We start from the raw sequence: 23,296 nt of genomic DNA, 5'->3' as shown, positions 1-23,296 counted from the left end.
ATGCGCCAGAATCAATTTAATCAAATAGTTCTAAGATTGGCCAATTCCGCTTCTCGGCTTCTGTACGCAAGCGCGCATCTGGATTGGTAGCCACTGGATTCGTTACTTTTTCCAATAATGGCAAATCATTCATGGAGTCAGAGTAAAAGAAGCTTTGCTCAATGGATTCCAAACGCAATCCCAAGCCAGTTAACCAATCATTGACTCGAGTAATTTTTCCTTCTTTAAAGCTCGGAATTCCTGCAATGCTACCCGTGAAGTTCGCGCCCGGTTGATTATTCTCAGTCGCCGGTTCAGTAGCAACCAGATGTTCAATTCCAAAGGCGTTCACAATTGGGCGCGTAACAAAACTATTGGTGGCGGTTACTACGCAACACAAATCACCTGCTTCGAGATGCCGTTGTACAAGGGCAATAGCTTGCGGATGCAGACGTCCATCGATCTTCTCTTGCATAAATGCACGATGCCAGCCTTCCAATTGCGCACGTGGATTGTCAGCCAAGGGCCTTAAGGCAAAACGTAAGAATGCATCAATATCGAGCTTACCAATTTTGTAATCGGCATAAAACTGATCGTTGGCTTTAGCGTATTGCTCCCCATCGACAACACCTAAGCGCACCAGAAACTGCCCCCACTCGTAATCGCTGTCAAACGGTAAGAGGGTGTGATCCAAATCAAATAGGGCTAAACGAGTCATGGTGTATGTCCGGATATTTGTAAGAGCTCACGAACCAAGGGTAGGGTAATGGCGCGCTTGGTCTCCAAAGAATAGGCATCGAGTGCATCGAGTAATGCCATCAAACTTGGCATATCCCGATAGAAATGATGAATTAACCAAGGCAAAACCTCGTTGGATAAGATCAGACCCCGCTCTTTTGCAGCGCGCGACAGTGCCTCGATCTTCTCTGAATCAGATAGCGGATGAACTTCAAAGATTAGTCCCCAGCCAAGACGGGTGCGCAAGTCTTCTCGTAATTCCAATTGTGCAGGGGGCGCATGCCCAGATAGATACACAAACGAGTGTGGTGAGGCATGTACGAAATTGAGTAAGCGAAAAAGACTCGCTTGTTGATGCGTATCCAGTCGATCTATATCATCCAAGGTCATGATGATGGGTGCGGAGCTCACAGCAGCAGCAAGTTTGTGCTCAGCATTAACCCAGCCACTCGGTTCATTGGGGGATAGTTGAATCAAACCCACTTGATGTTGCTCAGCTTGGTTTGCCATAGCACTTAATAGATGAGAGCATCCAGCACCATCGGTCCCCCACCAATAAAACCAGCGCCCTTCAATCGAGTGAGAGGTGGTTTTAGGTGATGAGCTCCAACGAGCGATGGACTGATTCAGTGAATCAATCAGCGCTTCATTACCATTTGGTAAAAAATTGTGCAGTGAAGGCTTGGGGGCTTGATTGATATCGAGCGCAAATTGACGGGGCAGTGCGGATGAGGCCATTACTTTTGATACCAGCTACTTTGGGCGTATTGCGACCATGCAAAGCGGATTAATACCAATACAACCGCGCTAGCTGGGAGGGCAAGTAACACACCAAAAAATCCAAATAACTTAGCGAAGATTAGTAAGGCAAATAAAACCGCCACTGGGTGTAACCCAATTCGTTCGCCTACTAAACGGGGGGTTAGGAAAAACCCCTCGAGCACTTGGCCGATCCCAAACACGACCAACACAATCACGAGTTCAGGCCCAAGCCCGAATTGCAAAACGACCGATAGGACTGCCAGAATCAGACCTAGTGCAATTCCAATATAAGGAATCACAATCACCAAAGCAGTAAATACGCCAAGACCAAGCGCTCCATGCATGCCCGTCAAACTCAATCCAGCGCTGTAGAAAACCGCCATAATCAAAATCACCAGCATTTGCCCGCGCAGGTACTGCGATAGTAACAAGTCGGTTTCTAGTGCCAGTCTGAGCGCAGTATCTTGATAGCGAATGGGAAGTAGTTGCTTGAGTAATTCAAAGAAGTGCTGCCAATCAATCAGTAGATAAAAAAGGACGAAGAGAATCAACACAATATTGACGAGGCCGCCAAGCACAGAGCTACCAGAAGCCAAGATGGTCTCAAAACTCGTACTCAATATTTGGTTGGCGTTTGCAGAGAAATGGGCGGTCAATTTTTGGGTAATCGCATCCCGCAAGGCAAGCCAATCGATCTCAATATTGAGGCTGAGTAATTTGGGCCCCAGCCACGTTTGTAGACTTTGAAGCCAAATGGGTAGCTGTGCCTTAATGAGGGGGATTTCATAGCGCAGTAGATTGATCAGTAGTAATAGGATGATCAGGAAGACGCCAAGCCCGAAAAGCATACCGATACTGCTGGCAAAGGTTTTGCCAAGGCCTAGATTCTGAAGACGCAGAACTAGCGGCCTCAGAATGTAAGCCAAAATAAATGCAAATAGAAAAGGGGTAAAAATTTCAGCCATAGGCCTTCATACTCTAGAATTCAGAGATTCTAACGATGTAAATGACTGATCTGCAGGATTTACCCTTTTTTGAAGACCCATCTATGAATAATCCATCAAAAACCCCAGGCTTGTCTTACCGCGACGCGGGTGTTGATATCGACGCTGGGGATGCCCTGGTTGACCGCATTAAGCCGTTGGCAAAAAAGACAATGCGCGAGGGCGTTTTAGCTGGAATCGGAGGGTTTGGGGCCTTATTTGAGGTACCCAAACGCTACAAAGAGCCCATTTTGGTATCGGGCACTGACGGTGTTGGCACCAAACTAAAGCTTGCTTTTGAGTGGAATGCCCATGAGACGATTGGCCAAGATTTGGTAGCAATGAGCGTCAATGACATTTTGGTTCAAGGCGCCGAATCCCTTTTTTTTCTGGATTACTTCGCCTGCGGCAAGTTATCGGTTGATACAGCAACAACCGTAATCGCCGGAATTGCCAAGGGTTGCGAGTTGGCTGGCTGCGCCTTAATTGGGGGTGAAACTGCTGAGATGCCGGGCATGTATCCGCCGGGTGAATACGATTTGGCAGGCTTTGCGGTTGGTGTGGTTGAGAAATCCAAAATTATTGATGGCTCCAGTATTCGGCCGGGCGACGCGATCATTGGAATTGCGTCTAGTGGTGCGCATTCAAATGGCTATTCCTTAATTCGCAAGATCATTGAGCGAGCTGGCGCAAAACCGAGCGAGACGATTGAAGGTAAGACCTTGCAAGAATTAGTTATGGCACCCACTCAAATCTACGTGAAGCAACTTTTAAATGTGATGTCGCATCATCCCTTAAAGGGATTGGCGCATATTACCGGCGGCGGCTTGGTTGATAACATCCCACGCGTATTACCGGAGAACACCCAGGCGGTACTGCGACGTGATTCATGGACGATGCCACCGCTGTTTCGCTGGTTGCAAATGAAAGGCGGCGTTGCTGATGCGGAGATGGTACGTGTTTTCAATTGCGGCATTGGGATGGTGGTGGTCGTCAATCAACAAGAAGCCAAGGCTGTGATTACTAGCATTGAACAGCAAGGTCTAAACGCGTGGTTGTTAGGCGATATCACTCAGCGTCCACAAGGAGCGCCACAAACGATTCTTATTTAAAGGACGCTTGGAGAGTGGCCATCGCCACTGATTTTGCGGCTTGAAGTTCTTCTGAGTTAAATGGGTCAAACGCATGCCGCTGCATCGCTCTTAGCCAAGTCACCTGACGTTTACTAAGCTGTCGTGTGGCGGCGTATGCTTTTTGCTTCATCGTCGGGTAATCTACCTTGCCCTCTAAGTATTCCCACGCTTGGCGATAGCCCACTGAGCGAATTGCTGGCAAATTGGTATGCAAGTCGCCGCGCTCAAATAAGGTGCGCACCTCCTCGATGAAATTATTTTCCAGCATTTGATCAAAGCGCTCTTCGAGACGGACATGCAGAGCTTGGCGGTTGCTAGGCTCTAGAGAAATTACCTCAACATCGTGTTCGAGATGCTCCGAGTCGCGCCCTGTCGCACTTGGCGACTCTTCAAATAACTGGGATAAGGGCTGGCCTGTTAATGCATAGACCTCGAGTGCTCGCTGAATGCGTTGGCTATCGTTGGGCTGTAGTCGACTGGCAGTGATTGGGTCAATTTGAGCAAGCTTGGTATGCATGCCAGGCCAACCCAGTAAGGCAGCTTCCTCATCGAGTTGCCTGCGGGTTTGTGGATCTGCAGGCGGCAGTTTTGAGAACCCATAGACCCAGGCTCGCCAGTACAGCATGGTTCCACCCACTATCAATGGGATATGTCCCCGCACCTGGATCTCTTCAATTAATTGTTTTGCATCGCTGGCAAAATGAGCCGCCGAATAACTCTCGCTCGGATCACGAATATCAATCAAATGATGTACAACCTCGGCTTGCTCATTGGGGGTGGGCTTCGCTGTCCCGATATTCATTCCCCGATACACCAGGGCGGAGTCCATGCTGACGATCTCGATGTTCTGATGCTGCTGGCGACACTCCCTAGCCAACTCAAGCGCTAAATTACTTTTACCGACCCCAGTGGGGCCCACAATGGATAAAACCTTCGCCGGCATCCGCTCTGCTGAAATTAATGTTGACGCACTTGATGCTCAAGCGTGGCGATATGCTCCCGTATTTCATCGGCATCTGTGGCGTTGGGAACCTCGGTGAGGTATTGCTGCATATCATCGATGGCAGGGCGCAAATACTCTAATTGCGCATAGATTAAGCCGCGATCCCGAATCTCCTCTACGGCATCAGGCAAGAGGATCACAAGCCGCTGTTGAACCCCCAACAAGCGCTCCCAACGCTCATGTTCGGTATAAATGAGTTTCAGGTTACGCAAAAAGCGCGAGACGATCTCGCGGCAACTAGAAACTCGTAAAAAAATATTAAGCGGGAGTTGTAACTCGCCAACGTATCCCCGTGCCTCTAAATACGGATCGAGCATCTCTTGAAGTTCGTGCTTCGATAGGGATGCGCCAGTGAGCGGATCCATAATGATCTCGCCTTGCGGCAAGGAAACGCGCAACATGAAGTGATTGGGAAACGACACCCCACGGATTTTTAATCCAATCTGATTACCCAGCTCCATCATTAAGATCGCCAATGAAATCGGAATACCTCGACGACTTTGCAAAACATGATGCAGATAGGAGTTCTCGGGGGCATAAAAATCATTGGGGTTGGGACCAAATCCAAGCTCGGTATAAAAGAAATGCTTGAGTTGTTGGAGTCGCTGCACCGCAGAAGCATCAGCAGAAATTCGTTTTTTGAGTCGATCACCTAGCTGATCAATCTCATCGAGGGTATGCTGAACATCCAAATCAGGAAACGCATGCTGGGCTACCGCAATGCATGCCTCCGTTAGAGGAAAATGCTCGTCCTCAGCAACTAGGGTGGCAAAGTAGTCAAGTTGTTGAGTTGGCATATTTCCTATTTTGCATGACGCAGAAAATTTTGCCAGCGCAAACCGATGATCCACAGGCTAGCAAAATAAATGATTGCTGCGGCACCCAACCAAAGACCAAGAAGACCTATCCGAATCAAGGGGTTGACTTGTAAGGCAAGCCAATCGTGTGCCTGTGCACCATAAAAAAGCACCACACTCAGTGGTAATAAGCCAACAAGCAGTTGGCTAAAATATTTAAACCAGCCGACCGCGCTCGGAAGGGCGCCACGTCGACGTAGCCCAAGCCATAACAAAGCTGCATTTAAACAGGCTCCAAGACCAACGGATAGCGCAAGGCCAGCATGGGCAAAGAGTGGCACGAGCCCAATATTCGCGAGCTGGGTAAATACCAAGACCACCAATGCAATTTTGACGGGAGTACGAATATCCTGACGCGAGTAAAACCCTGGGGCTAAGATCTTGACCAAAATGAGACCAATCAGACCTACACCATAGGCAGCTAGTGCTTGCCGAGTCATTTCCACATCCATCGCATTAAATTGCCCGTAATGGTATAGAACAGCTGAGATTGGTGTGCCAAATATAAACAAAGCGATCGCGCAGGGCGCTGCCAGTAAAAAGGTTAGGCGCAAGCCCCAAATCAACAACTCTCCAGCCTGCGCAGTATCTTGGGCGGCATTTGCTTTGCTAAGGCTTGGTAATAAAACAGTTCCAAGCGCAACCCCCAGCAGAGCGGTCGGAAACTCCATGAGGCGATCGGCATACGAGAGCCATGAAACGCTACCGGTTTGCAAATGCGAGGCAATATTCGTATTGATGATCAGGGAAATTTGCGCAACGGAGACTGCAAATACAGCTGGCACCATGAGTTTTAAGACGCGGCGTGCATCGGGGTTTTGCCAAGCGGATTTGATTTTTCGGGGGAGCAGGCCGATTCGAGGCAATAATCCGAGTCGCATTAAAGCCGGAATCTGGATCACTAGCTGCAAGATGCCCCCAATCATGACCCCAATGCTTAGGGCATAAATCGGTTGTTCTAGGGTGGGCGCTATGAAAAGGGCGCCACCGATCAAGGAAAGATTAAGGAGTACGGGCGTGAAGGCGGGTACCGCAAAGCGTCCAAAAGTATTTAGGATGCCGGCCGATAACGAAACCATGGAAATTAGACCAATGTAGGGGAACATGACGCGCGTCATGAAGACAGTGGTCTCAAAGGCGGCCCCATCCCTAAGGCCCGCTGCAATGATAAAAACGAGGATCGGTGCTGCTAAGACCCCAATCATGACCGTGAGACTGAGGGCCCAAAACAGAATGGTGGCAATTGCGTCGATTAATGCTCGGGTCTGATCTTTTTCTCCCCGATTGGAGATTTCGCCCAGGATTGGCACAAATGCCTGCGAAAAGGCCCCTTCCGCAAAGAGTCGCCGCAAGAGATTGGGGAGCCTGAAAGCTACATTAAAGGCATCGGTCCACTCCGAGGCGCCAAAGCTTCTAGCGATCAAGGTTTCCCGAATCAATCCCGTAATGCGGGAAATCATGGTCAGGGAGCTTACCTTCGCTGCGGCAGAGAGGAGGTTCATGGCCTGATTTTCCCTTATTTAGGGGGAGGGGTGGGCATTTTGGGGTCTTTAAGGTAGAATGTTAGGTTTTCGAGATTGAATATTTGATCTCATGTAACGCTAATGAATTTAGCCCCGCTTTCTTTAAGGGACTGATTTCATTCTAATTATTTGTTTAGATAGGTTAATTGAATGGCTAATACTGCACAAGCTCGCAAGCGCGCTCGTCAATCTGTGAAGCTCAACGCTCACAACGCTAGTTTGCGTTCCAAACTCCGCACTTCCATTAAGGCAGTTCGCAAAGCGATTGAAGCTGGCGATAAAGATGCTGCAAAGAAAGTATTTGTTGCTACGCAATCGACCATCGATAAGATTACCGATAAAAAGATTGCCCATAAAAATACGGCTGCGCGCCAGAAGTCACGACTATCTGCTGCGATTAAAGCAATGGCCTAATTTTTTAGGCCTGTTGCGGGCCTAAGGAAGTACCGATTTTCTGACCCGCTCTCGTGTTGAGCGGGTTTTTGTTTAGTGGAGCGTTCTTTTGCACAATAAGCCGCATAACACTTCGATCTCATCAAGTACTCCATTTGCAGAGTTGGGGAATGGCCAATCACTCGCCAAGCCACAATCGCCTAACGTGCTCAGACATTACCTGCAATTTTCTGACTTTAGTCGTGATGAGTATGAGTACCTATTTGGCCGTGCCGCTTGGTTAAAGGAGCGGTTTAAGCGCTACGAGACATGGCACCCATTGCATGATCGTACTCTGGCCATGATCTTTGAAAAACACTCCACCCGCACCCGCCTCTCTTTTGAGGCAGGCGTTCATCAGTTGGGCGGTCATGCGGTTTACATGAACACTCGCGATACTCAGTTGGGTCGGGGTGAGCCGATCGAGGACGCCGCACAAGTGATCTCGCGGATGACCGACATCATCATGATTCGGACCTTTGAGCAAGAGACGATTGAGCGCTTTGCTGCCAACTCGCGTGTTCCCGTCATGAATGGTTTAACCAATCAGTATCATCCTTGCCAAGTATTAGCCGATATATTTACTTATGTCGAGGCACGCGGACCAATTCAGGGGAAAACCGTGGCATGGGTTGGTGATGCAAACAATATGGCGTATACCTGGATTCAGGCAGCTGAAAAACTGGATTTTGAATTCCGTTTCTCTGCCCCCGAGGGATATCAGTTGGAACGCTCCCGCCTGCAACCATCGGCCTTCAATCATCTCGTGGTCTGTGCGGATCCAAAGGATGCGTGCAAGGGTGCCGATTTAGTAAGCACTGATGTGTGGACCAGCATGGGATATGAGGCGGAGAACGCAACGCGGATGGCAGCATTCAAGAACTGGATGGTGACCGAGCAGTTAATGGCATTGGCCCATCCCGATGCGCTCTTTATGCACTGCTTACCTGCGCATCGCGGCGAAGAGGTTAGTGCGGGAGTAATTGATGGCCCCCAGAGTGTGGTTTGGGAGGAGGCTGAGAACCGGCTGCATGTCCAAAAAGCTCTGATGGAATTCTTGCTCTGCGGGCGCTTATAAAATCAAACTTCATCATTGCAGTGATTGCTTAACTTATTGAGATCGTAAACACTATGTCCGAAATTAAAAAAGCCGTCCTAGCCTATTCTGGTGGCCTTGATACCAGTGTGATTCTGAAGTGGCTTCAAGATACCTATGGCTGTGAGATCGTTACTTTCACTGCTGACTTGGGCCAAGGTGAGGAACTCGAGCCTGCCCGTGCCAAGGCGCTCAAATTCGGAATTAAGCCCGAGCACATCTTTATTGATGATCTGCGTGAAGAGTTTGTGCGTGACTTTGTGTTTCCGATGTTTCGGGCAAACACGATTTACGAGGGTGAGTATTTACTGGGAACGTCGATCGCTCGCCCCCTAATTGCAAAACGTCAAATTGAGATTGCGCGCCAGGTGGGGGCGGATGCAGTGTCCCACGGCGCTACCGGTAAGGGGAACGATCAAGTACGTTTTGAACTTGGTTACTACGCCCTTGAGCCTGGAATCAAAGTCATTGCTCCCTGGCGTGAGTGGGATTTGCTTTCCCGAGAAAAACTTCTGGCCTATGCAGAAAAACATGGCATCCCTGTGGAGATGAAACACAAACAAGGGGGCGCCCCTTATTCCATGGATGCCAACTTATTACATATCAGCTTTGAAGGAAGACATCTCGAGGATCCAAATGCGGAAGCGGAAGAGGCGATGTGGCGCTGGACTGTTTCCCCAGAGAAGGCCCCTGATCAAGCGCAGGTGATTGAAATCGAATTTAAGCAAGGCGACCCAGTCGCGATCAATGGAAAGTCTTTAAAGCCCCACGAGCTGCTGGCCGAGTTAAATCGTTTGGGTGGTGCGCACGGCATTGGTCGACTGGATCTGGTCGAGAATCGCTTTGTTGGAATGAAAAGCCGGGGTTGCTACGAGACCCCTGGCGGAACTATTTTGCTCAAAGCGCATCGTGCGATTGAAAGCATTACCTTAGACCGTGAAGTCGCTCATCTCAAAGATGATCTGATGCCACGCTATGCCGCGCTGATTTATAACGGCTATTGGTGGTCGCCTGAGCGCTTAGCATTGCAGACCCTAATTGACCATACTCAAAAGACTGTGAACGGGGTTGTGCGTCTCAAGTTGTACAAAGGTTCGGTTTCTGTATTGGCACGCGATTCAGCCAATACTTTATTTGATCAAAATATTGCAACGTTTGATGATGATGGTGGCGCATATAACCAAGCCGACGCCGGTGGCTTTATTAAACTTAATGCATTGCGGATGCGGATTGCTGAAATCGCAAAACGCAAACGTGCAAAATAATCACTAAATTACGGAAGAATTGATATGCAGTTCGATGGCGTTTCAGTTGGCAAAAAAGCAAATGTGTATTTTGACGGGAAGTGCGTATCGCATACGGTCACACTACCCGATGGGGTCCGAAAATCGGTTGGAGTGATCCTGCCCAGCACCTTGCGCTTTGATCTCAGTACCAAAGAGGTGATGGAAGTCGTTGAGGGCACAGCATATGTCAGCATCAATGGTCAGGCGGAGCAGACCTTTGCTGCTGGGCAATCATGGACCGTTGAGGCTGGCGGTTATTTTGTGATCCGAGCGGAGCAACCAGTGCACTACGTATGTCACTTTGGCTAGTTGCTAGCGTTTTGGCAGACCTGTAATCACCGTGCCGGGCCCAAGGGCACGTTGCGCAAACCACTTTTGATTCATTTCTAGGGCGAACCGAACCGGTGCTCGGGGGCAGTGGTTATTCTGGGTTTCAGGCTCCATATCAGAGAGATTCACAATCTTGCCATCATCGTCAATAAACGCGATGGTCAGCGACAACTTCGTATTACGCATCCAAAAGCAATGAATGGCTTTTTCTGGAAAAACAAAGAGCATTCCAGCATTAGTAGGCATAAACGTTCGGTACATTAAGCCAGTTTGCCGTGCTGCTGGAGTGTCAGCGAGTTCGGCCTCAATTCGGTGCATTCCGGCCTTGAGCTCAATGATTGGCAGGGAGGAGCCTTGGGCAACGGAATTTTCTGTGAGGATGCATAAAAAACAGGCCGCCAGAATGGTCAAGTATTTTTGGATCATAGGGCTCGGGGAATTAAAATAGTACATTTTCAGGAATAGGCAGTTTTGCCTCATGTGAAAATACCATATTCGTTAAACGGAGAAAGGCATCATGTACAAGCACATTAAAGTCCCAGCCGGTGAAAAAATTACGGTTAATCCAGATTTTTCAATCAATGTTCCTAATAACCCCATTATTCCGTTTATCGAGGGGGATGGTACTGGGATGGACATCACTCCAGTGATGATCAAGGTGGTCGACGCCGCAGTTGAGAAGGCTTATGGTGGTAAGCGCAAGATTTCTTGGATGGAGGTCTATGCTGGAGAAAAATCGACCAAGGTTTATGGCCCAGATGTTTGGATGCCTGATGAGACCCTCGATGCGGTCAAAGAATACGTTGTATCCATTAAAGGTCCCTTGACAACCCCGGTTGGTGGTGGCATTCGTTCTTTGAACGTTGCATTACGTCAATCCCTTGATTTGTATGTTTGCTTGCGTCCAGTGCGTTATTTCAAAGGGGTGCCCTCTCCCGTGCGTGAGCCCGAGAAGACCGATATGGTGATCTTTCGCGAGAACTCCGAAGATATCTATGCGGGTATTGAATGGGAAGCCGGCACCGAAGGTGCTAAAAAGATGGTGGATTTCTTGATTAAAGAAATGGGCGTAAAGAAGATTCGTTTCCCAGAGTCCTCCAGCATTGGTATTAAGCCCGTATCACGTGAGGGTACACAGCGTTTAGTTCGCAAAGCCTTCCAGTACGCCATCGATAATGACAAACCTTCGGTAACCTTGGTGCACAAGGGTAACATCATGAAATTTACCGAAGGGGGTTTCCGTGATTGGGGCTACGAGCTCGCCATGAAAGAGTTCGGAGCACAACTCATCGATGGTGGCCCATGGTGTAAATTTAAGAACCCCAAAACCGGCAAAGACATCATTGTGAAAGACGTGATTGCCGACGCCTTTTTGCAGCAGATCTTGTTACGCCCCAATGAGTACAGTGTGATTGCGACCTTAAATCTCAATGGCGACTATATTTCGGACGCACTCGCTGCTCAGGTGGGCGGAATTGGTATTGCTCCAGGCGCCAATATGTCCGATAGCATCGCAATGTTTGAGGCAACCCACGGCACAGCTCCCAAATACGCTGGTAAAGATTACGTCAATCCTGGCTCCGAGATCTTGTCTGCCGAGATGATGCTGCGTCATTTAGGCTGGACCGAAGCGGCTGATCTGATTATCTCTTCGATGGAAAAAGCCATTCTTTCGAAGAAGGTAACTTATGACTTTGCGCGCTTATTGCCAGGCTCGACTCAAGTTTCATGCTCGGGCTTTGGTCAGGTCATGATTGACAATATGTAATTCGCAGGAACTCCAAAAGAAAAACCCCAGGTTGAAGCCCGGGGTTTTTACTTGGGATCAGCTAGTGATCAGGCAGCTTGAATATTAGTTGCCTGTTTACCTTTTGGGCCTTGAGTAATGTCAAACGTTACTTTTTGACCTTCTTTGAGGGTTTTAAAGCCACTCATCGTGATTGCACTGAAGTGTGCAAACAACTCTTCTTCACCATCATCCGGTTTAATAAAACCGAAACCTTTTGCATCATTAAACCACTTAACAACTCCGGTCGCCATGCGAACTCCATTACAAAAATCTAAAGACAACCGTGAAGAGGGGAAATACCTTTTGATCAGTCTTACTCCGCAACACGCCTAATGCAGGTAAATCTCAAACGAGAAAAACACCACAGGGTTGATTGTTTGCCCTTTTTGAGGGGGTGTCAAGGAAATATGACTCAATATCATTAGGAAAAACCCTTTTTTTTCATAAAAACGGCCCAATATTACAAATATGCTTTGATTTTGAAGGGTTTTCGTCTGATGAAAACCTGATTTACGTGGATTTATTGCAGAGTTTTGCGGTGTGGTTAGAATGTTTCTCATGAGTCGTAATTCCAAAACACCCCCCGGAGGAAACCCAGTTACCCCATTTAAGGAAGACACGGTTTTGTTGGAGCGGCAGGCCGAAAAGGTCAAGGTACCCGCCATGTACAAAGTGATGTTGTTAAACGACGACTACACGCCGATGGAATTTGTGGTGATGGTGATTCAGGAATACTTTAATAAAGATCAAGAAACAGCAACTCGCATCATGCTGCAAGTGCATTTGGCAGGAAAAGGCGTCTGCGGTATCTATACCCGCGATGTGGCTTCGACCAAGGTCCATCAAGTCATAGAACGTTCCCGTGAAGCGGGTCACCCATTGCAGTGCACTATGGAGGAAGCATGATTGCTCAAGAACTAGAAGTAAGTTTGCATATGGCTTTTGTGGACGCTCGCGCAGCGCGCCACGAGTTCATTACGGTTGAGCACTTGCTATCCGCTTTATTGGATAACGCTACCTCGGTCGAGGTTCTGAAGGCCTGTGCAGTCAATATCGCTGAGTTGCGCTCCCAGCTGAAAAATTTCATTAATGACAATACCCCGGTGGTTCCTGGAACCGAAGAGGTTGATACCCAACCAACGCTTGGATTCCAGAGGGTGATCCAGCGCGCCATCATGCATGTGCAGTCGACCTCGAATGGCAAAAAAGAGGTGACTGGCGCGAATGTGTTGGTAGCTATTTTTGGCGAGAAAGATTCGCATGCAGTGTATTTCTTGCAACAGCAAGGGGTAACCCGCTTGGACGTGGTGAACTTTATCAGTCACGGTGTTCGTAAAGACAACACGGAACCCGCAAAAGCAGCTGAGGCGAGTCCTGATACTGAGGAGGCTGCAAGCAGTGGCAAAGAAAGTCCTCTCGATCAATTTACCCAAAACCTCAATGCTATGGCGCGTCAGGGCAAGATTGATCCATTAATTGGTCGTGAGGGCGAGGTCGAGCGCGTTATTCAGGTTTTATGCCGTAGGCGTAAAAATAATCCTCTTTTGGTTGGTGAGGCTGGCGTCGGTAAGACCGCGATCGCGGAGGGCCTGGCCTGGAGAATCACGAAGGGCGAGGTTCCAGAGATTTTGGCAAACGCGACCGTTTACTCCTTGGATATGGGCGCATTGCTGGCGGGGACAAAATACCGTGGTGATTTTGAGCAGCGACTTAAAAGCGTCCTGAAGTCATTAAAAGACAATCCACATGGCATCCTCTTTATTGATGAGATTCATACCTTGATTGGTGCCGGTGCTGCCTCTGGCGGAACCTTGGATGCGAGCAATCTGTTAAAGCCAGCACTATCGAGTGGCACGCTCAAATGCATTGGGGCAACCACCTTTACTGAGTACCGTGGCATCTTCGAAAAGGATGCAGCCCTATCGCGCCGCTTCCAAAAAGTTGATGTGGTAGAGCCCACCGTGGATCAAACGGTGCAAATTCTGCGTGGCTTGAAGTCACGCTTTGAGGAGCACCATGGTGTCAAGTACGCTGCCGCCGCACTCGTAGCCGCTGCTGAATTGTCTGCTCGTTACATTAATGATCGGCATTTGCCCGATAAGGCGATTGATGTGATTGATGAGGCAGGTGCCGCTCAGCGCATTCTCCCCAAATCAAAGCAGAAGAAAACCATTAACCGCCAAGAGATTGAAGAAATTGTGGCAAAGATTGCGCGTATCCCACCGCAATCGGTATCGGTCGATGATCGCAGCAAGCTACAAACCTTGGATCGCGATATTAAGAGCGTCGTCTTCGGTCAAGACCCGGCAATTGAGGCCCTTGCGAGCGCGATCAAGATGACTCGTGCTGGCTTAGGGAAGGTTGATCGACCGATTGGCTCCTTCCTATTTTCGGGCCCCACCGGGGTTGGCAAGACCGAGGTTGCGAAACAGTTAGCCTTCATCATGGGTATTGAGCTGCTCCGCTTTGATATGTCGGAATACATGGAGCGTCACGCGGTAAGCCGTTTGATTGGCGCACCTCCTGGTTACGTTGGTTTTGATCAAGGCGGCTTGTTAACCGAAGCCGTTTCAAAGAAACCGCATTGCGTTTTATTGCTCGACGAAATTGAGAAGGCGCATCCCGATATTTTCAATATCCTCTTGCAGGTGATGGATCATGGCACCCTGACGGATAACAACGGGCGGAAGACGGATTTTCGTAATGTCATCATCATCATGACCACCAATGCGGGTGCGGAAGCGATGCAAAAGTCGACCATGGGCTTTACCAATGCACGTGAGCAGGGTGATGAAATGGCAGACATCAAGAAGTTCTTCACCCCGGAGTTCAGAAACCGCTTAGATGCGATCGTGTCCTTTAAGGCTTTGGATGAGTCCATCATTATGCGCGTGGTGGATAAGTTCCTCATGCAGCTCGAGGAGCAATTGCATGAGAAAAAAGTCGATGCGGTCTTTAGCCCCGCCTTACGTTCTTATTTGGCTAAGCATGGTTTTGATCCGCTCATGGGTGCGCGACCGATGCAGCGAATTATTCAGGATACGGTGCGTAAAGCCTTGGCCGATGAATTGCTCTTTGGACGCTTAGCCCATGGTGGTTCGGTGCTGGTGGATATTGATGAGGATGGTAAGGTGCAGCTTCAGATTCAGTCCTCGAATCAGCCGCCGAGCAAATCGAGCAAGGCGAGTATCGAGCCAGTCGAAGAAATCTAAAGAAGTCCCTGGGCGCGGAGTTATCCGCGTCCAGTGCTCCCAAAGCCACCCGTACCCCGGGTACTACTCTCGAATTCACTAACCACTTTGAGTTCCACTTGAAGCACTGGAACGATTACGAGCTGCGCTAAACGCTCCATCGGTTCTAACCGAAACGCGGTAGAGCCTCGGTTCCAAGCACTCACCATCAATTGACCTTGGTAATCCGAATCAATTAATCCGACCAGGTTGCCCAACACAATCCCGTGTTTATGACCCAGTCCTGAGCGCGGCAGAATCATCGCAGCATAGCGGGGATCTTCAATATAAATTGCCAGACCTGTTGGAATGAGCTCAGTTTGACCTGGTACAAGCTCGATTGCCTGGTCAATGCAGGCCCGCAAATCCAATCCAGCACTGCCTGGGGTGCCATAGCTAGGCATTTGAGAGCGCATCCGCTCATCGAGGATTTTGACTTGAAGAACTTGCACGATTGATAGTCCTATTTAAGGTAAGCGGGAGCCAACGATGGCAATGAGTTTTCTGGCAAGTTCTAACTTGCTGGCACGTCCTAGGTTTTTACTGCCTTTTTCATCAACCACGAGGATCTCGTTGGTATCGAGACCAAAGGTCGTGGGGCCGATATTTCCCACAATCATTGGAATGCCCTTGCGAATTCGCTTCTCTTTGGAGTGTTTACCTAAACGATCAGTTTCAGCGGCAAAGCCAACACAGTATGGTTTTGATTTGCGCTTAGCCAACTTGGCCATATCGAGCAAGATGTCGGGGTTCGAACGAAACTCTAAATGCAGCCCAGACTGCTCTTGACGCTTTATCTTCTGAGGAGCGTGATTGGCAATTGTCCAGTCGGCAACGGCAGCAACCGCAAAAAATACATCGCAATTTGCAGAGGCGAGCGTGGCACGATGCATCTCTTCGCCCGTGATCACATTCGTCCGCTTAATTTTTCCGGTGCTTTGCAAAGGAGTGGGCAAATCACAAGGCCCGGCGATCAGGTGAACTTCTGCACCCGCTTCAACAGCCGCTTGGGCAATCGCAAATCCCATTTTCCCGGAGCTGAGATTGGTAATACCACGGACTGGGTCGATGGCCTCAAATGTTGGACCGGCTGTAATGAGTACCCGCTTTCCACTTAAAACTTGTGGCTGAAAAAATGCAACTAGTTGCTCACATAACTCGGAGGGCTCCAGCATCCGACCCATACCAACTTCTCCGCAGGCCTGGTCACCACTACCAGGGCCAAGAATGGTGACACCATCGTCTTGAAGTCGCTTGAGACTGCGTTGGGTCGCTGGATGGGCCCACATTTGTAGATTCATGGCGGGCGCAATCAAAAGAGGGCAATCGCGTGCTAGGCACATGGTCGTTAGCAGATCGTCCGCCAAGCCCAACGATAGTTTTGCCATGAGATCGGCGCTAGCAGGGGCAATCAGAATTGCATCAGCCTTACGGGATAGCTCAATGTGCGCCATGTTATTGCTAATCCGTGGATCCCATTGGCTACTAAAAACTGGTTTGCCGCTAAGCGCTTGCATGGTGACGGGCGTAATGAATTGCATGGCGGATTCTGACATCACAACCTGAACTTCGGCACCCTCTTGAATGAGCGCGCGTACCAATTCAGCGGATTTATACGCCGCAATTCCACCAGAGATTCCTAAAACAATTTTTTTGTTTGCTAACGAGGCCATGCGCGGGTTCCAAATCGATTTGACTTTAGGGGCGGTCTTTAATGGCCCGTCGTATTTCATTGATAACAATTAATGTAGCACCAATTGAGATCGCACTATCAGCAATATTGAAGGCTGGCCAGTGCCAACCGTCATAGTGCACATCAATAAAATCAACCACAGCGCCGTACAGTAAGCGATCTAGAACATTCCCGATGGCTCCACCAAGGATCAGGGAAAGGGCAAGGCAAAACGGACGATCGTGCGTATTTTTTTGTAAGAGCCAGATAATCACAACGGCAGCAACAATCCCAATGACGGTAAAGAACCAGCGTTGCCAACCATCTGCCTGAGACAGGAAAGAGAAGGCAGCACCCGGGTTATAAATTAAGAACCAGTTCAGAAAATCAGTGACCTTGATCGCCTGAGCCATCGGCAGGCTCATTTGGGCCCACCACTTGGTGATTTGATCAGCAATCAATACCCCAAGGGCTAGCAGTACATACCATTTACTTGAGCTTTCTTGGGAGGATGCTCGAGCCATGTTTATGCAAACAGACGAAGTTCACCGGCGCCATCGAGATTGCTAATGCAGCGTCCACAGAGATCGGGATGGTTTGGATGGGATCCAGTATCAGCTGTGTGATGCCAGCAACGCGCACATTTTTGGTAGGCGCTTGGCCTCACTGTGATCTGAATATTGCCATCGGTGGATTTTGCGATCTCCGCTTTTGAGGTAATCGTTACAAAGCGAAGATCCGAAGCAATCGATTGCAGTAACTCAAAATCAGTCGCACCCACTTGGATCAGCAACTCAGCTTGCAAGGAAGATCCAATCTTCCCGGCTTCACGTTCAAGCTCGATGGCTTTCGTAATGTCAGAGCGGATTTCACGAATGCGTTGCCATTTAGCAAGCAAGGATTGGGCGTCCTTAATTTCAGGAAAGGATCCAAATTCTTCGGTGAAGATCGATACGCTGTCGGTTGACTTGGCAAAGTGTGGGTAGCATTTCCAAGCCTCTTCAGCCGTGAAACTCAGGAAGGGCGATAGCCACTTAAGTAAGTGTTGGCTAATATGAAATAAGGCGTTTTGAGCAGAGCGTCGTCCGACCGAATTTGCAGGCATGGTGTAGAGACGATCTTTCAGAATATCTAAATAGAAGCCACCCAAATCCTCAGAACAAAACGCCAATATTTTTGAGACCGCTGGATGAAATTCATAATCACGGTAATGTGTTTCGATGGTGTTTTGTAAGTCAGCTGCCAGTGCAACGCTATAGCGATCGATCTCTAGCCAATCGGAGGCAGGTAGATGGTGCACCTGAGGATCAAAATCTGCGAGGTTTGCTAATAGAAAACGTAAGGTATTGCGAATGCGTCGATAGCTTTCAACAACCCGTTTCAAAATCTCATCGGAGATCGACATCTCTCCCGAGTAGTCTGTCGAGGCAACCCACAAGCGAATAATTTCAGCACCTAGTTTGTCAGCCACTTCTTGAGGCGCAATCACATTGCCCACTGACTTACTCATTTTGCGACCTTGACCATCCACCGTAAAGCCATGGGTTAAGAGGGCACGATACGGGGGTTTGCCATCGAGCATGGCACCCGTTAAGAGTGATGAATGAAACCAACCGCGATGTTGATCGGAGCCCTCTAAATAAAGATCTGCCCAACGACCTTCTGTACCCTCAGATTCCTGGCGATATAGTGCGTTGCGATGTGAGCCGCGCATGACATGCCAATGGGTTGTACCTGAGTCAAACCACACATCCAGCGTGTCACGATTTTTCTCATAGGCGCTTGCCTCGTCACCCAGCAAACTTTCAACCGTTAGATTCTGCCAAGCTTCAATCCCGTTTTTTTCAACCAATTGAGCGACTTGCTCAAGCAGTTCTGGAGTGCGGGGATGGGGCTCACCCGTTTCCTTATGAATCAAGAAAGCCATGGGCACACCCCATTGCCGTTGGCGGGAAAGAGTCCAATCGGGACGGTTGGCAATCATGCTGTGTAAGCGTTGTTTACCCCAGGCCGGATAAAAATGCGTACTCTCAACTCCCGCCAAGGCGGTTTCTCGCAATGAGGCCTTCTCGCCAGCTGGTTTCTTATCCATGCTCGCAAACCATTGCGAGGTCGCACGGTAGACGATCGGAGTCTTGTGTCGCCAGCAATGCATATACGAGTGTGTGTAGGACTTACTCTTCAGAAGGCTGCCGGCCTCACCAAGCGCTTTCACAATGTTTGGATTAGCTTTCCAAATATGTTGACCAGCAAAGAGCGGCAAAGAGGAGGCATACACACCATCGCCCATGACTGGATTGATGATGTCGTGATCAACTAAGCCGTGGGCCTTGCAGGATTTGAAGTCATCTTCACCATAGGCTGGCGCGCAATGCACTAGGCCTGTTCCCGTATCGAGTGTGACGTAATCAGCGCAGTAAATTGGAGCTAAGCGTTTGTATCCAGGGTCTAAATTAGCCAAGGGATGCCAAAAGGAAATTCCCTCAAGCGCCTTTCCCTTACAACTTGCTATAACCTTTCCCTCGAGACCATATTGCTCCAAGCAATCCTTCACACGATCTTTGGCCAGTAGTAGCAAGCGCTGATCGGTTTCAACTAGCGCATATTCAAGATCGGGGTGAACGTTTAAGGCTTGATTCGCTGGTAAGGTCCATGGGGTTGTGGTCCAAATCACTGCCATACCCGGTTTATTGGGTAGTTCTTTGAGACCAAATGCATTGGCAAGTTTTGCATTCTGATTGGAATCAAAGGCAAAACCAACATCAACCGCCGGATCCGTTTTATCTTGATATTCCACTTCTGCTTCGGCTAGGGCTGAGCCGCAATCAAAGCACCAGTTCACTGGTTTTAATCCACGAAAGACGTACCCCTTTTTCCAGATCTCACCAAGCGCACGAATCTCATCAGCCTCATTTTGAAAATCCATGGTGAGGTAGGGCTGATCCCACTCACCAAGAACCCCTAAGCGTTGAAAATCTTTTTTCTGCTTTGCAACTTGAGCCTGCGCATATTCACGAGCTTTGGCTTGTACCTCAGCAGTAGGTAGGTTTTTGCCAAATTGTTTTTCAATTTGAATCTCAATGGGCATGCCATGGCAATCCCAGCCTGGCACATAGACGGCGTCAAAACCCATTAACCAACGGGACTTGACGATCATATCTTTCAGAATTTTATTGACCGCATGACCAATATGAATATCGCCGTTGGCGTAGGGAGGGCCATCGTGCAAGATAAAACTTGGCTGGCCAGCGTGAGCCTTGCGAATCGCCTCATAGACCTTATTGCGTTGCCACTCTTCCACCCATTTGGGTTCTCGCTTGGGTAAATCACCGCGCATGGGAAAGCTGGTCTCAAGCAAATTGACCGGGTAGTTTGGAGATTTATCAGACATACGAATTTTTCTTTAGAAAGTATTGACGAGCCTTTTGGGCATCATCTCGAATAGCAGCTTGTAGGGTGGTTAGGTCCGGGTATTTTCGTTCTTCATGCAGTCGAGCTAGTAATTCTACGCAAACCACTTGACCATAGATGGATCGGTTGAAATCAAAGATGTGGGTTTCTAAAAGAACCTGACCGGTACTCTCGACGGATGGCCGCACTCCTAAGCTCGAGACTGCAGGTAAAGGCTTTTCCCCCAAGCCATGCACTTGACTCACAAAAATACCGCTCGTCACCGGTTTGGCATGCGGATGACGTGCGCAAACCGCTAAATTGATGGTAGGAAATCCGAGCGTGCGTCCCAGTTGCTTTCCATACAACACGTGACCCGAAATTGAAAAAGGGCGGCCGAGTAGTTCTGTGGCACGCTGCATATCACCCTGATCAAGAGCTTGTCTTAGTAGTGAAGACGAGATTCGCTCTTCGCTCTCGAGAATGCTTGGGATGCGACTAACTTCAAAACCATACTGCTTACCGGCGGCCACCAAGCTATCAAAATTACCAGCGCGTTTGGCGCCGTAACAGAAATCATCACCAATTAGCAACCATTTGGTATTCAGTTTTCGAATCAATATCTCACGCACAAATTCAGTGGGACTGAGTTGGGAGAAGGGTTGATTAAATTCTTCAATTGCAATCGAATCGACAGCATATTGACCTAAGGCCATCAATTTGTCGCGCAGATTCTGGATTCGGGGCGGCGCATCGTGCGGTGAAAAAAATTCTCGCGGGTGGGGTTCAAAGGTGAGTACGCAGGGGCTCAAATGACGCGCGCGCGCACCCTCCACCAACTGATGCAGTAGTGCTTGATGGCCGCGATGCACGCCATCAAAGTTACCTATGGTTAGGGCGCATGGTGCTTGGGTCGGGGCGGGCTTCAGTCTTCGAAATACCTTCACAGTTCGCTTTCAGGCTAGCCTTGAATTATATTGTTGGTCATGCATTCAATCGTTTCTTTAATTTCAGGGCGTGGCTCTAATTTCGAGGCAATTTACAAGGCCGCAAAAGCAAAATCATGGGATGTGCGATTTAGTGGCTTAATTGCCAATCAGCCCGAGGCCAAGGGACTCGAATTTGCAAAGTCGGTTGGCATTCCCACCGCGGTGATTCATCACCGGAGCTATTTAAGCCGGGAGGCCTTTGACGAGGCATTGATGCAGCAAATTGATGCCTTTGGTGCAGATCTCGTTGTTTTGGCTGGTTTTATGAGGATCCTAACCCCAGGGTTCATTGGGCACTATGAGGGGCGCATGATGAACATCCACCCCTCCTTATTGCCACGTTTTCCTGGTTTGCATACCCATGAACGGGCCTTGGAGGCCGGGGATCGGGTGCACGGTGCCACGGTCCATTTTGTCAGCGCTGGCGTAGATGAGGGCCCCATTATTTGTCAAAGTGAGGTCCCTGTTCTACCTACCGATACACCAAGCGAGTTGGCTGCGCGGGTTTTAAAGACGGAGCATCAAATTTATCCATTAGCGGTTGAGTGGTTTATTGAGGGGCGTTTACAGATTGCGGGTAATCGAGTGAGTGTTGACCCACCTGAGTTACAGTACATTCCTTTTCCATAAGAACGGCGAGTTCATGACGCGATTCTCCTCTAACACTTCAAAGCAGATTTCGAAAGAAAAGAAGTATGCAAAGAGTAAGGATGCCAAAGCGCCTGTATTGATTAATCCCCAAGGACAAAAAAATTACTCGCATGCAAAGGCATTACCGCAGCACGTTTTGCATCTCGAACAGTTGCTCCCCGAATTATTGCAATTTAATCAGCCTGCTGATCGGGTTGTTAGTCGTTACTTTCGGGCGCATCCTAAATTAGGTAATCGGGATCGTGCCTTAATCGCTGAGGCTGCGTTTTCTGTATTGCGCCGCAAGCAGGAGTTTTCTCAATTTGCAGCCAGTGGCTCTGGTTCCTTAGCTCGCCGCTTAGCCTTGCTGGGCCTGGTTTCAGCCTTATCCGAAGGGGGGCTTGGGACCGCAAATCGGCTAGAGAGCGCACTCGCTGATTTGGCCTTTGTTGTCCAAAAGGAGGAGTATGAATGGCTCAGTCGTTTTGGCCAAGTTGATCGTGATGCGCTGGGGCGATTGGTAAAACATAATTTGCCGGAATGGCTTTGGAACACGATGGTTCAGTCTTTTGGTGAGGAAGAGGCTGGTCGTTTGGCTGAGTCTCTTATGAAGCCGGCGCCACTGGATTTGCGTGTGAACACTTTAAAGACCTCGCGCGATCAATTACTGATGCAAATGAATCAAAGTGCGAATCGGTTTGAGGCCCACCCAACACCTTACTCTCAAGAGGGAATTCGTATTTTTGGGAAACCTGCTTTACAAAGCTCGACCTGGATGAAAGACGGCTTGTTTGAGGTCCAGGATGAGGGTAGCCAAATCTTGTGTCACTTGCTCGATCCCAAGCGGGGAGAAATGGTGGTTGATTTTTGTGCTGGAGCCGGTGGCAAGACTTTGGCCCTGGGTGCGATGATGCGCAATACCGGCCGCCTTTATGCATTTGATACCTCAGAGCGACGCTTAGCCAACTTAAAACCGCGCTTAGCGCGAAGCGGCCTATCCAATGTGCATCCCATGTGGATTGATAGTGAGAGAGACCCCAGAATTAAGCGCCTTGCAGGAAAAATTGATCGGGTCTTAGTGGATGCTCCTTGCAGTGGATTGGGGACCTTGCGACGCAATCCCGACCTCAAGTGGCGCCAAACGCCAACCGAGATCGCCAAATTAGCTCCTACCCAACTATCTATTTTGGAGTCGGCAGCCCGTTTGCTAAAGCCAGGGGGGCGACTGGTTTATGCCACCTGCAGCCTCTTAGATCAAGAAAATCAAGAGCTTGTGAACCTTTTCCTCGAAAAACATCCCGATTTTGAGCTTTTATCCGCTAAAGAGGTCCTCGGGCATCATTTTTTACATGATGGAATTCCGATTGGCACCAGTAAGGACAAGCCTTGGTGGCAACTTTTGCCTTCTAGGCATGGAACCGACGGATTCTTTGGGGCAATTTTGCAGCGAAAGCCTTAAAATTGAGGGTTAGAA

23 protein-coding genes are annotated in these 23,296 nt (G+C 49.0%); 10 read left to right on the top strand and 13 right to left on the bottom strand.

Translation table 11 applies throughout. The features are described 5' to 3' along the window. Positions 1-16: 16 nt before the first annotated feature. The 3 genes from QUE61_RS07820 to QUE61_RS07810 are packed head-to-tail and all read right to left on the bottom strand — an operon-like array spanning position 17 to position 2,444. Entirely contained in the window at positions 17-697 is a 681-nt protein-coding gene (locus QUE61_RS07820) for a histidinol-phosphatase (RefSeq protein WP_286306674.1), read from the bottom strand. After that, positions 694-1,455 (bottom strand): DnaA regulatory inactivator Hda, encoded by a 762-nt coding sequence (gene hda / locus QUE61_RS07815; RefSeq protein WP_286306673.1) that lies wholly within the window; start codon positions 1,453-1,455, stop codon positions 694-696. Before hda ends, QUE61_RS07820 begins: the two co-directional genes overlap by 4 nt. Then, positions 1,455-2,444, bottom strand: a complete 990-nt coding sequence (locus tag QUE61_RS07810) for an AI-2E family transporter (RefSeq protein ID WP_286306672.1) — start codon at positions 2,442-2,444, stop codon at positions 1,455-1,457. The genes hda and QUE61_RS07810 overlap by 1 nt, the downstream gene beginning before the upstream one ends. Positions 2,445-2,527: 83 nt before the next feature. Between QUE61_RS07810 and purM the strand changes: the two genes are divergently transcribed. Further along, on the top strand, positions 2,528-3,574 hold the full coding sequence (purM, locus tag QUE61_RS07805) for a phosphoribosylformylglycinamidine cyclo-ligase (protein ID WP_286306671.1): 1,047 nt from the start codon (positions 2,528-2,530) through the stop codon (positions 3,572-3,574). Here purM and miaA read toward each other — a convergent pair. Genes miaA through murJ form a run of 3 tightly spaced genes read right to left on the bottom strand, consistent with a single transcriptional unit; the run spans position 3,567 to position 6,957 of the window. Then, a complete protein-coding gene (gene miaA, locus QUE61_RS07800; protein ID WP_286306670.1) occupies positions 3,567-4,538 on the bottom strand; it encodes a tRNA (adenosine(37)-N6)-dimethylallyltransferase MiaA in 972 nt (323 codons plus the stop codon). The two genes, purM and miaA, sit on opposite strands and share 8 nt — an antisense overlap. Positions 4,539-4,552: 14 nt before the next feature. Further along, entirely contained in the window at positions 4,553-5,395 is an 843-nt protein-coding gene (locus QUE61_RS07795) for a SirB1 family protein (protein WP_286306669.1), read from the bottom strand. Positions 5,396-5,400: 5 nt separating this feature from the next. Beyond that, the gene (murJ, locus tag QUE61_RS07790) at positions 5,401-6,957 is read right to left on the bottom strand and encodes a murein biosynthesis integral membrane protein MurJ (protein ID WP_286306668.1); all 1,557 of its coding nucleotides are present in this window, start codon (positions 6,955-6,957) and stop codon (positions 5,401-5,403) included. A gap of 171 nt (positions 6,958-7,128) precedes the next feature. Here murJ and rpsT point away from each other — a divergent pair, with 171 nt between their 5' ends. The 4 genes from rpsT to ppnP all read left to right on the top strand — a co-directional run bounded on the left by rpsT (position 7,129) and on the right by ppnP (position 10,101). After that, a complete protein-coding gene (gene rpsT / locus QUE61_RS07785) occupies positions 7,129-7,392 on the top strand; it encodes a 30S ribosomal protein S20 (protein WP_286306667.1) in 264 nt (87 codons plus the stop codon). A 184-nt stretch (positions 7,393-7,576) separates the two neighbouring features. After that, a complete protein-coding gene (argF, locus tag QUE61_RS07780) occupies positions 7,577-8,488 on the top strand; it encodes an ornithine carbamoyltransferase (RefSeq protein WP_286306666.1) in 912 nt (303 codons plus the stop codon). A 53-nt stretch (positions 8,489-8,541) separates the two neighbouring features. Continuing rightward, positions 8,542-9,771, top strand: coding sequence for an argininosuccinate synthase (locus tag QUE61_RS07775; RefSeq protein WP_286306665.1), 1,230 nt, complete (start codon positions 8,542-8,544; stop codon positions 9,769-9,771). Between the two features lie 24 nt (positions 9,772-9,795). Then, on the top strand, positions 9,796-10,101 hold the full coding sequence (ppnP, locus tag QUE61_RS07770) for a pyrimidine/purine nucleoside phosphorylase (protein ID WP_286306664.1): 306 nt from the start codon (positions 9,796-9,798) through the stop codon (positions 10,099-10,101). 3 nt (positions 10,102-10,104) lie between these two features. On the opposite strand, the gene QUE61_RS07765 is transcribed toward ppnP, so the two are convergent. Next, positions 10,105-10,548: a DUF192 domain-containing protein gene (locus tag QUE61_RS07765; RefSeq protein ID WP_286306663.1), complete on the bottom strand. Its 444-nt coding sequence runs from the start codon at positions 10,546-10,548 to the stop codon at positions 10,105-10,107. Positions 10,549-10,639: 91 nt separating this feature from the next. On the opposite strand from QUE61_RS07765, the gene icd reads away from it, so the two are divergent. Further along, positions 10,640-11,890 (top strand): NADP-dependent isocitrate dehydrogenase, encoded by a 1,251-nt coding sequence (gene icd / locus QUE61_RS07760; RefSeq protein WP_286306662.1) that lies wholly within the window; start codon positions 10,640-10,642, stop codon positions 11,888-11,890. Positions 11,891-11,958: 68 nt separating this feature from the next. Here icd and QUE61_RS07755 read toward each other — a convergent pair whose 3' ends face one another. After that, positions 11,959-12,162, bottom strand: coding sequence for a cold-shock protein (locus QUE61_RS07755; protein WP_108508961.1), 204 nt, complete (start codon positions 12,160-12,162; stop codon positions 11,959-11,961). A gap of 307 nt (positions 12,163-12,469) precedes the next feature. Here QUE61_RS07755 and clpS point away from each other — a divergent pair, with 307 nt between their 5' ends. Both clpS and clpA read left to right on the top strand, forming a co-directional pair. Further along, positions 12,470-12,817 (top strand): ATP-dependent Clp protease adapter ClpS, encoded by a 348-nt coding sequence (gene clpS / locus QUE61_RS07750; protein ID WP_371817053.1) that lies wholly within the window; start codon positions 12,470-12,472, stop codon positions 12,815-12,817. Then, positions 12,814-15,123 carry an ATP-dependent Clp protease ATP-binding subunit ClpA gene (gene clpA, locus QUE61_RS07745; protein ID WP_286306660.1) on the top strand — a complete coding sequence of 770 codons (2,310 nt, stop codon included), beginning with the start codon at positions 12,814-12,816 and terminating at the stop codon, positions 15,121-15,123. The genes clpS and clpA overlap by 4 nt, the downstream gene beginning before the upstream one ends. A 20-nt stretch (positions 15,124-15,143) precedes the next feature. Here the strand turns inward: clpA and dut are convergent, their stop codons facing one another. Genes dut through QUE61_RS07720 form a run of 5 tightly spaced genes read right to left on the bottom strand, consistent with a single transcriptional unit; the run spans position 15,144 to position 21,150 of the window. Then, positions 15,144-15,593, bottom strand: coding sequence for a dUTP diphosphatase (gene dut, locus QUE61_RS07740; RefSeq protein WP_286306659.1), 450 nt, complete (start codon positions 15,591-15,593; stop codon positions 15,144-15,146). A 15-nt stretch (positions 15,594-15,608) separates the two neighbouring features. Further along, positions 15,609-16,814 carry a bifunctional phosphopantothenoylcysteine decarboxylase/phosphopantothenate--cysteine ligase CoaBC gene (gene coaBC / locus QUE61_RS07735; protein WP_286306658.1) on the bottom strand — a complete coding sequence of 402 codons (1,206 nt, stop codon included), beginning with the start codon at positions 16,812-16,814 and terminating at the stop codon, positions 15,609-15,611. A gap of 25 nt (positions 16,815-16,839) precedes the next feature. Then, positions 16,840-17,337, bottom strand: coding sequence for a signal peptidase II (lspA, locus tag QUE61_RS07730; protein WP_286306657.1), 498 nt, complete (start codon positions 17,335-17,337; stop codon positions 16,840-16,842). 2 nt (positions 17,338-17,339) lie between these two features. After that, positions 17,340-20,204, bottom strand: a complete 2,865-nt coding sequence (ileS, locus tag QUE61_RS07725; RefSeq protein WP_286306655.1) for an isoleucine--tRNA ligase — start codon at positions 20,202-20,204, stop codon at positions 17,340-17,342. Further along, positions 20,197-21,150 carry a bifunctional riboflavin kinase/FAD synthetase gene (locus tag QUE61_RS07720; RefSeq protein WP_286306654.1) on the bottom strand — a complete coding sequence of 318 codons (954 nt, stop codon included), beginning with the start codon at positions 21,148-21,150 and terminating at the stop codon, positions 20,197-20,199. Before QUE61_RS07720 ends, ileS begins: the two co-directional genes overlap by 8 nt. A gap of 39 nt (positions 21,151-21,189) precedes the next feature. Here QUE61_RS07720 and purN point away from each other — a divergent pair, with 39 nt between their 5' ends. Both purN and QUE61_RS07710 read left to right on the top strand, forming a co-directional pair. Beyond that, on the top strand, positions 21,190-21,822 hold the full coding sequence (gene purN, locus QUE61_RS07715) for a phosphoribosylglycinamide formyltransferase (protein WP_286306653.1): 633 nt from the start codon (positions 21,190-21,192) through the stop codon (positions 21,820-21,822). A 13-nt stretch (positions 21,823-21,835) separates the two neighbouring features. Further along, complete coding sequence (locus tag QUE61_RS07710; RefSeq protein ID WP_286306652.1) at positions 21,836-23,281, top strand: RsmB/NOP family class I SAM-dependent RNA methyltransferase; 1,446 nt, start codon at positions 21,836-21,838, stop codon at positions 23,279-23,281. Positions 23,282-23,296 lie beyond the last annotated feature (15 nt).

The organism is Polynucleobacter sp. HIN5, from assembly GCF_030297555.1.
GTDB lineage: Bacteria > Pseudomonadota > Gammaproteobacteria > Burkholderiales > Burkholderiaceae > Polynucleobacter.
The sequence above is the reverse complement of the archived record's forward strand: the minus strand, read 5'-3'. Positions and strand labels throughout refer to the sequence as shown.

Coding starts and splice junctions, on each gene's coding strand:
- QUE61_RS07820 (WP_286306674.1), bottom strand. CDS start 697: ATGACTCGTTTAGCCCTATTTGATTTGGATCACACCCTCTTACCGTTT.
- hda (WP_286306673.1), bottom strand. CDS start 1,455: ATGGCCTCATCCGCACTGCCCCGTCAATTTGCGCTCGATATCAATCAA.
- QUE61_RS07810 (WP_286306672.1), bottom strand. CDS start 2,444: ATGGCTGAAATTTTTACCCCTTTTCTATTTGCATTTATTTTGGCTTAC.
- purM (WP_286306671.1), top strand. CDS start 2,528: ATGAATAATCCATCAAAAACCCCAGGCTTGTCTTACCGCGACGCGGGT.
- miaA (WP_286306670.1), bottom strand. CDS start 4,538: ATGCCGGCGAAGGTTTTATCCATTGTGGGCCCCACTGGGGTCGGTAAA.
- QUE61_RS07795 (WP_286306669.1), bottom strand. CDS start 5,395: ATGCCAACTCAACAACTTGACTACTTTGCCACCCTAGTTGCTGAGGAC.
- murJ (WP_286306668.1), bottom strand. CDS start 6,957: ATGAACCTCCTCTCTGCCGCAGCGAAGGTAAGCTCCCTGACCATGATT.
- rpsT (WP_286306667.1), top strand. CDS start 7,129: ATGGCTAATACTGCACAAGCTCGCAAGCGCGCTCGTCAATCTGTGAAG.
- QUE61_RS07775 (WP_286306665.1), top strand. CDS start 8,542: ATGTCCGAAATTAAAAAAGCCGTCCTAGCCTATTCTGGTGGCCTTGAT.
- ppnP (WP_286306664.1), top strand. CDS start 9,796: ATGCAGTTCGATGGCGTTTCAGTTGGCAAAAAAGCAAATGTGTATTTT.
- QUE61_RS07765 (WP_286306663.1), bottom strand. CDS start 10,548: ATGATCCAAAAATACTTGACCATTCTGGCGGCCTGTTTTTTATGCATC.
- icd (WP_286306662.1), top strand. CDS start 10,640: ATGTACAAGCACATTAAAGTCCCAGCCGGTGAAAAAATTACGGTTAAT.
- QUE61_RS07755 (WP_108508961.1), bottom strand. CDS start 12,162: ATGGCGACCGGAGTTGTTAAGTGGTTTAATGATGCAAAAGGTTTCGGT.
- clpS (WP_371817053.1), top strand. CDS start 12,470: ATGAGTCGTAATTCCAAAACACCCCCCGGAGGAAACCCAGTTACCCCA.
- clpA (WP_286306660.1), top strand. CDS start 12,814: ATGATTGCTCAAGAACTAGAAGTAAGTTTGCATATGGCTTTTGTGGAC.
- coaBC (WP_286306658.1), bottom strand. CDS start 16,814: ATGGCCTCGTTAGCAAACAAAAAAATTGTTTTAGGAATCTCTGGTGGA.
- lspA (WP_286306657.1), bottom strand. CDS start 17,337: ATGGCTCGAGCATCCTCCCAAGAAAGCTCAAGTAAATGGTATGTACTG.
- ileS (WP_286306655.1), bottom strand. CDS start 20,204: ATGTCTGATAAATCTCCAAACTACCCGGTCAATTTGCTTGAGACCAGC.
- purN (WP_286306653.1), top strand. CDS start 21,190: ATGCATTCAATCGTTTCTTTAATTTCAGGGCGTGGCTCTAATTTCGAG.
- QUE61_RS07710 (WP_286306652.1), top strand. CDS start 21,836: ATGACGCGATTCTCCTCTAACACTTCAAAGCAGATTTCGAAAGAAAAG.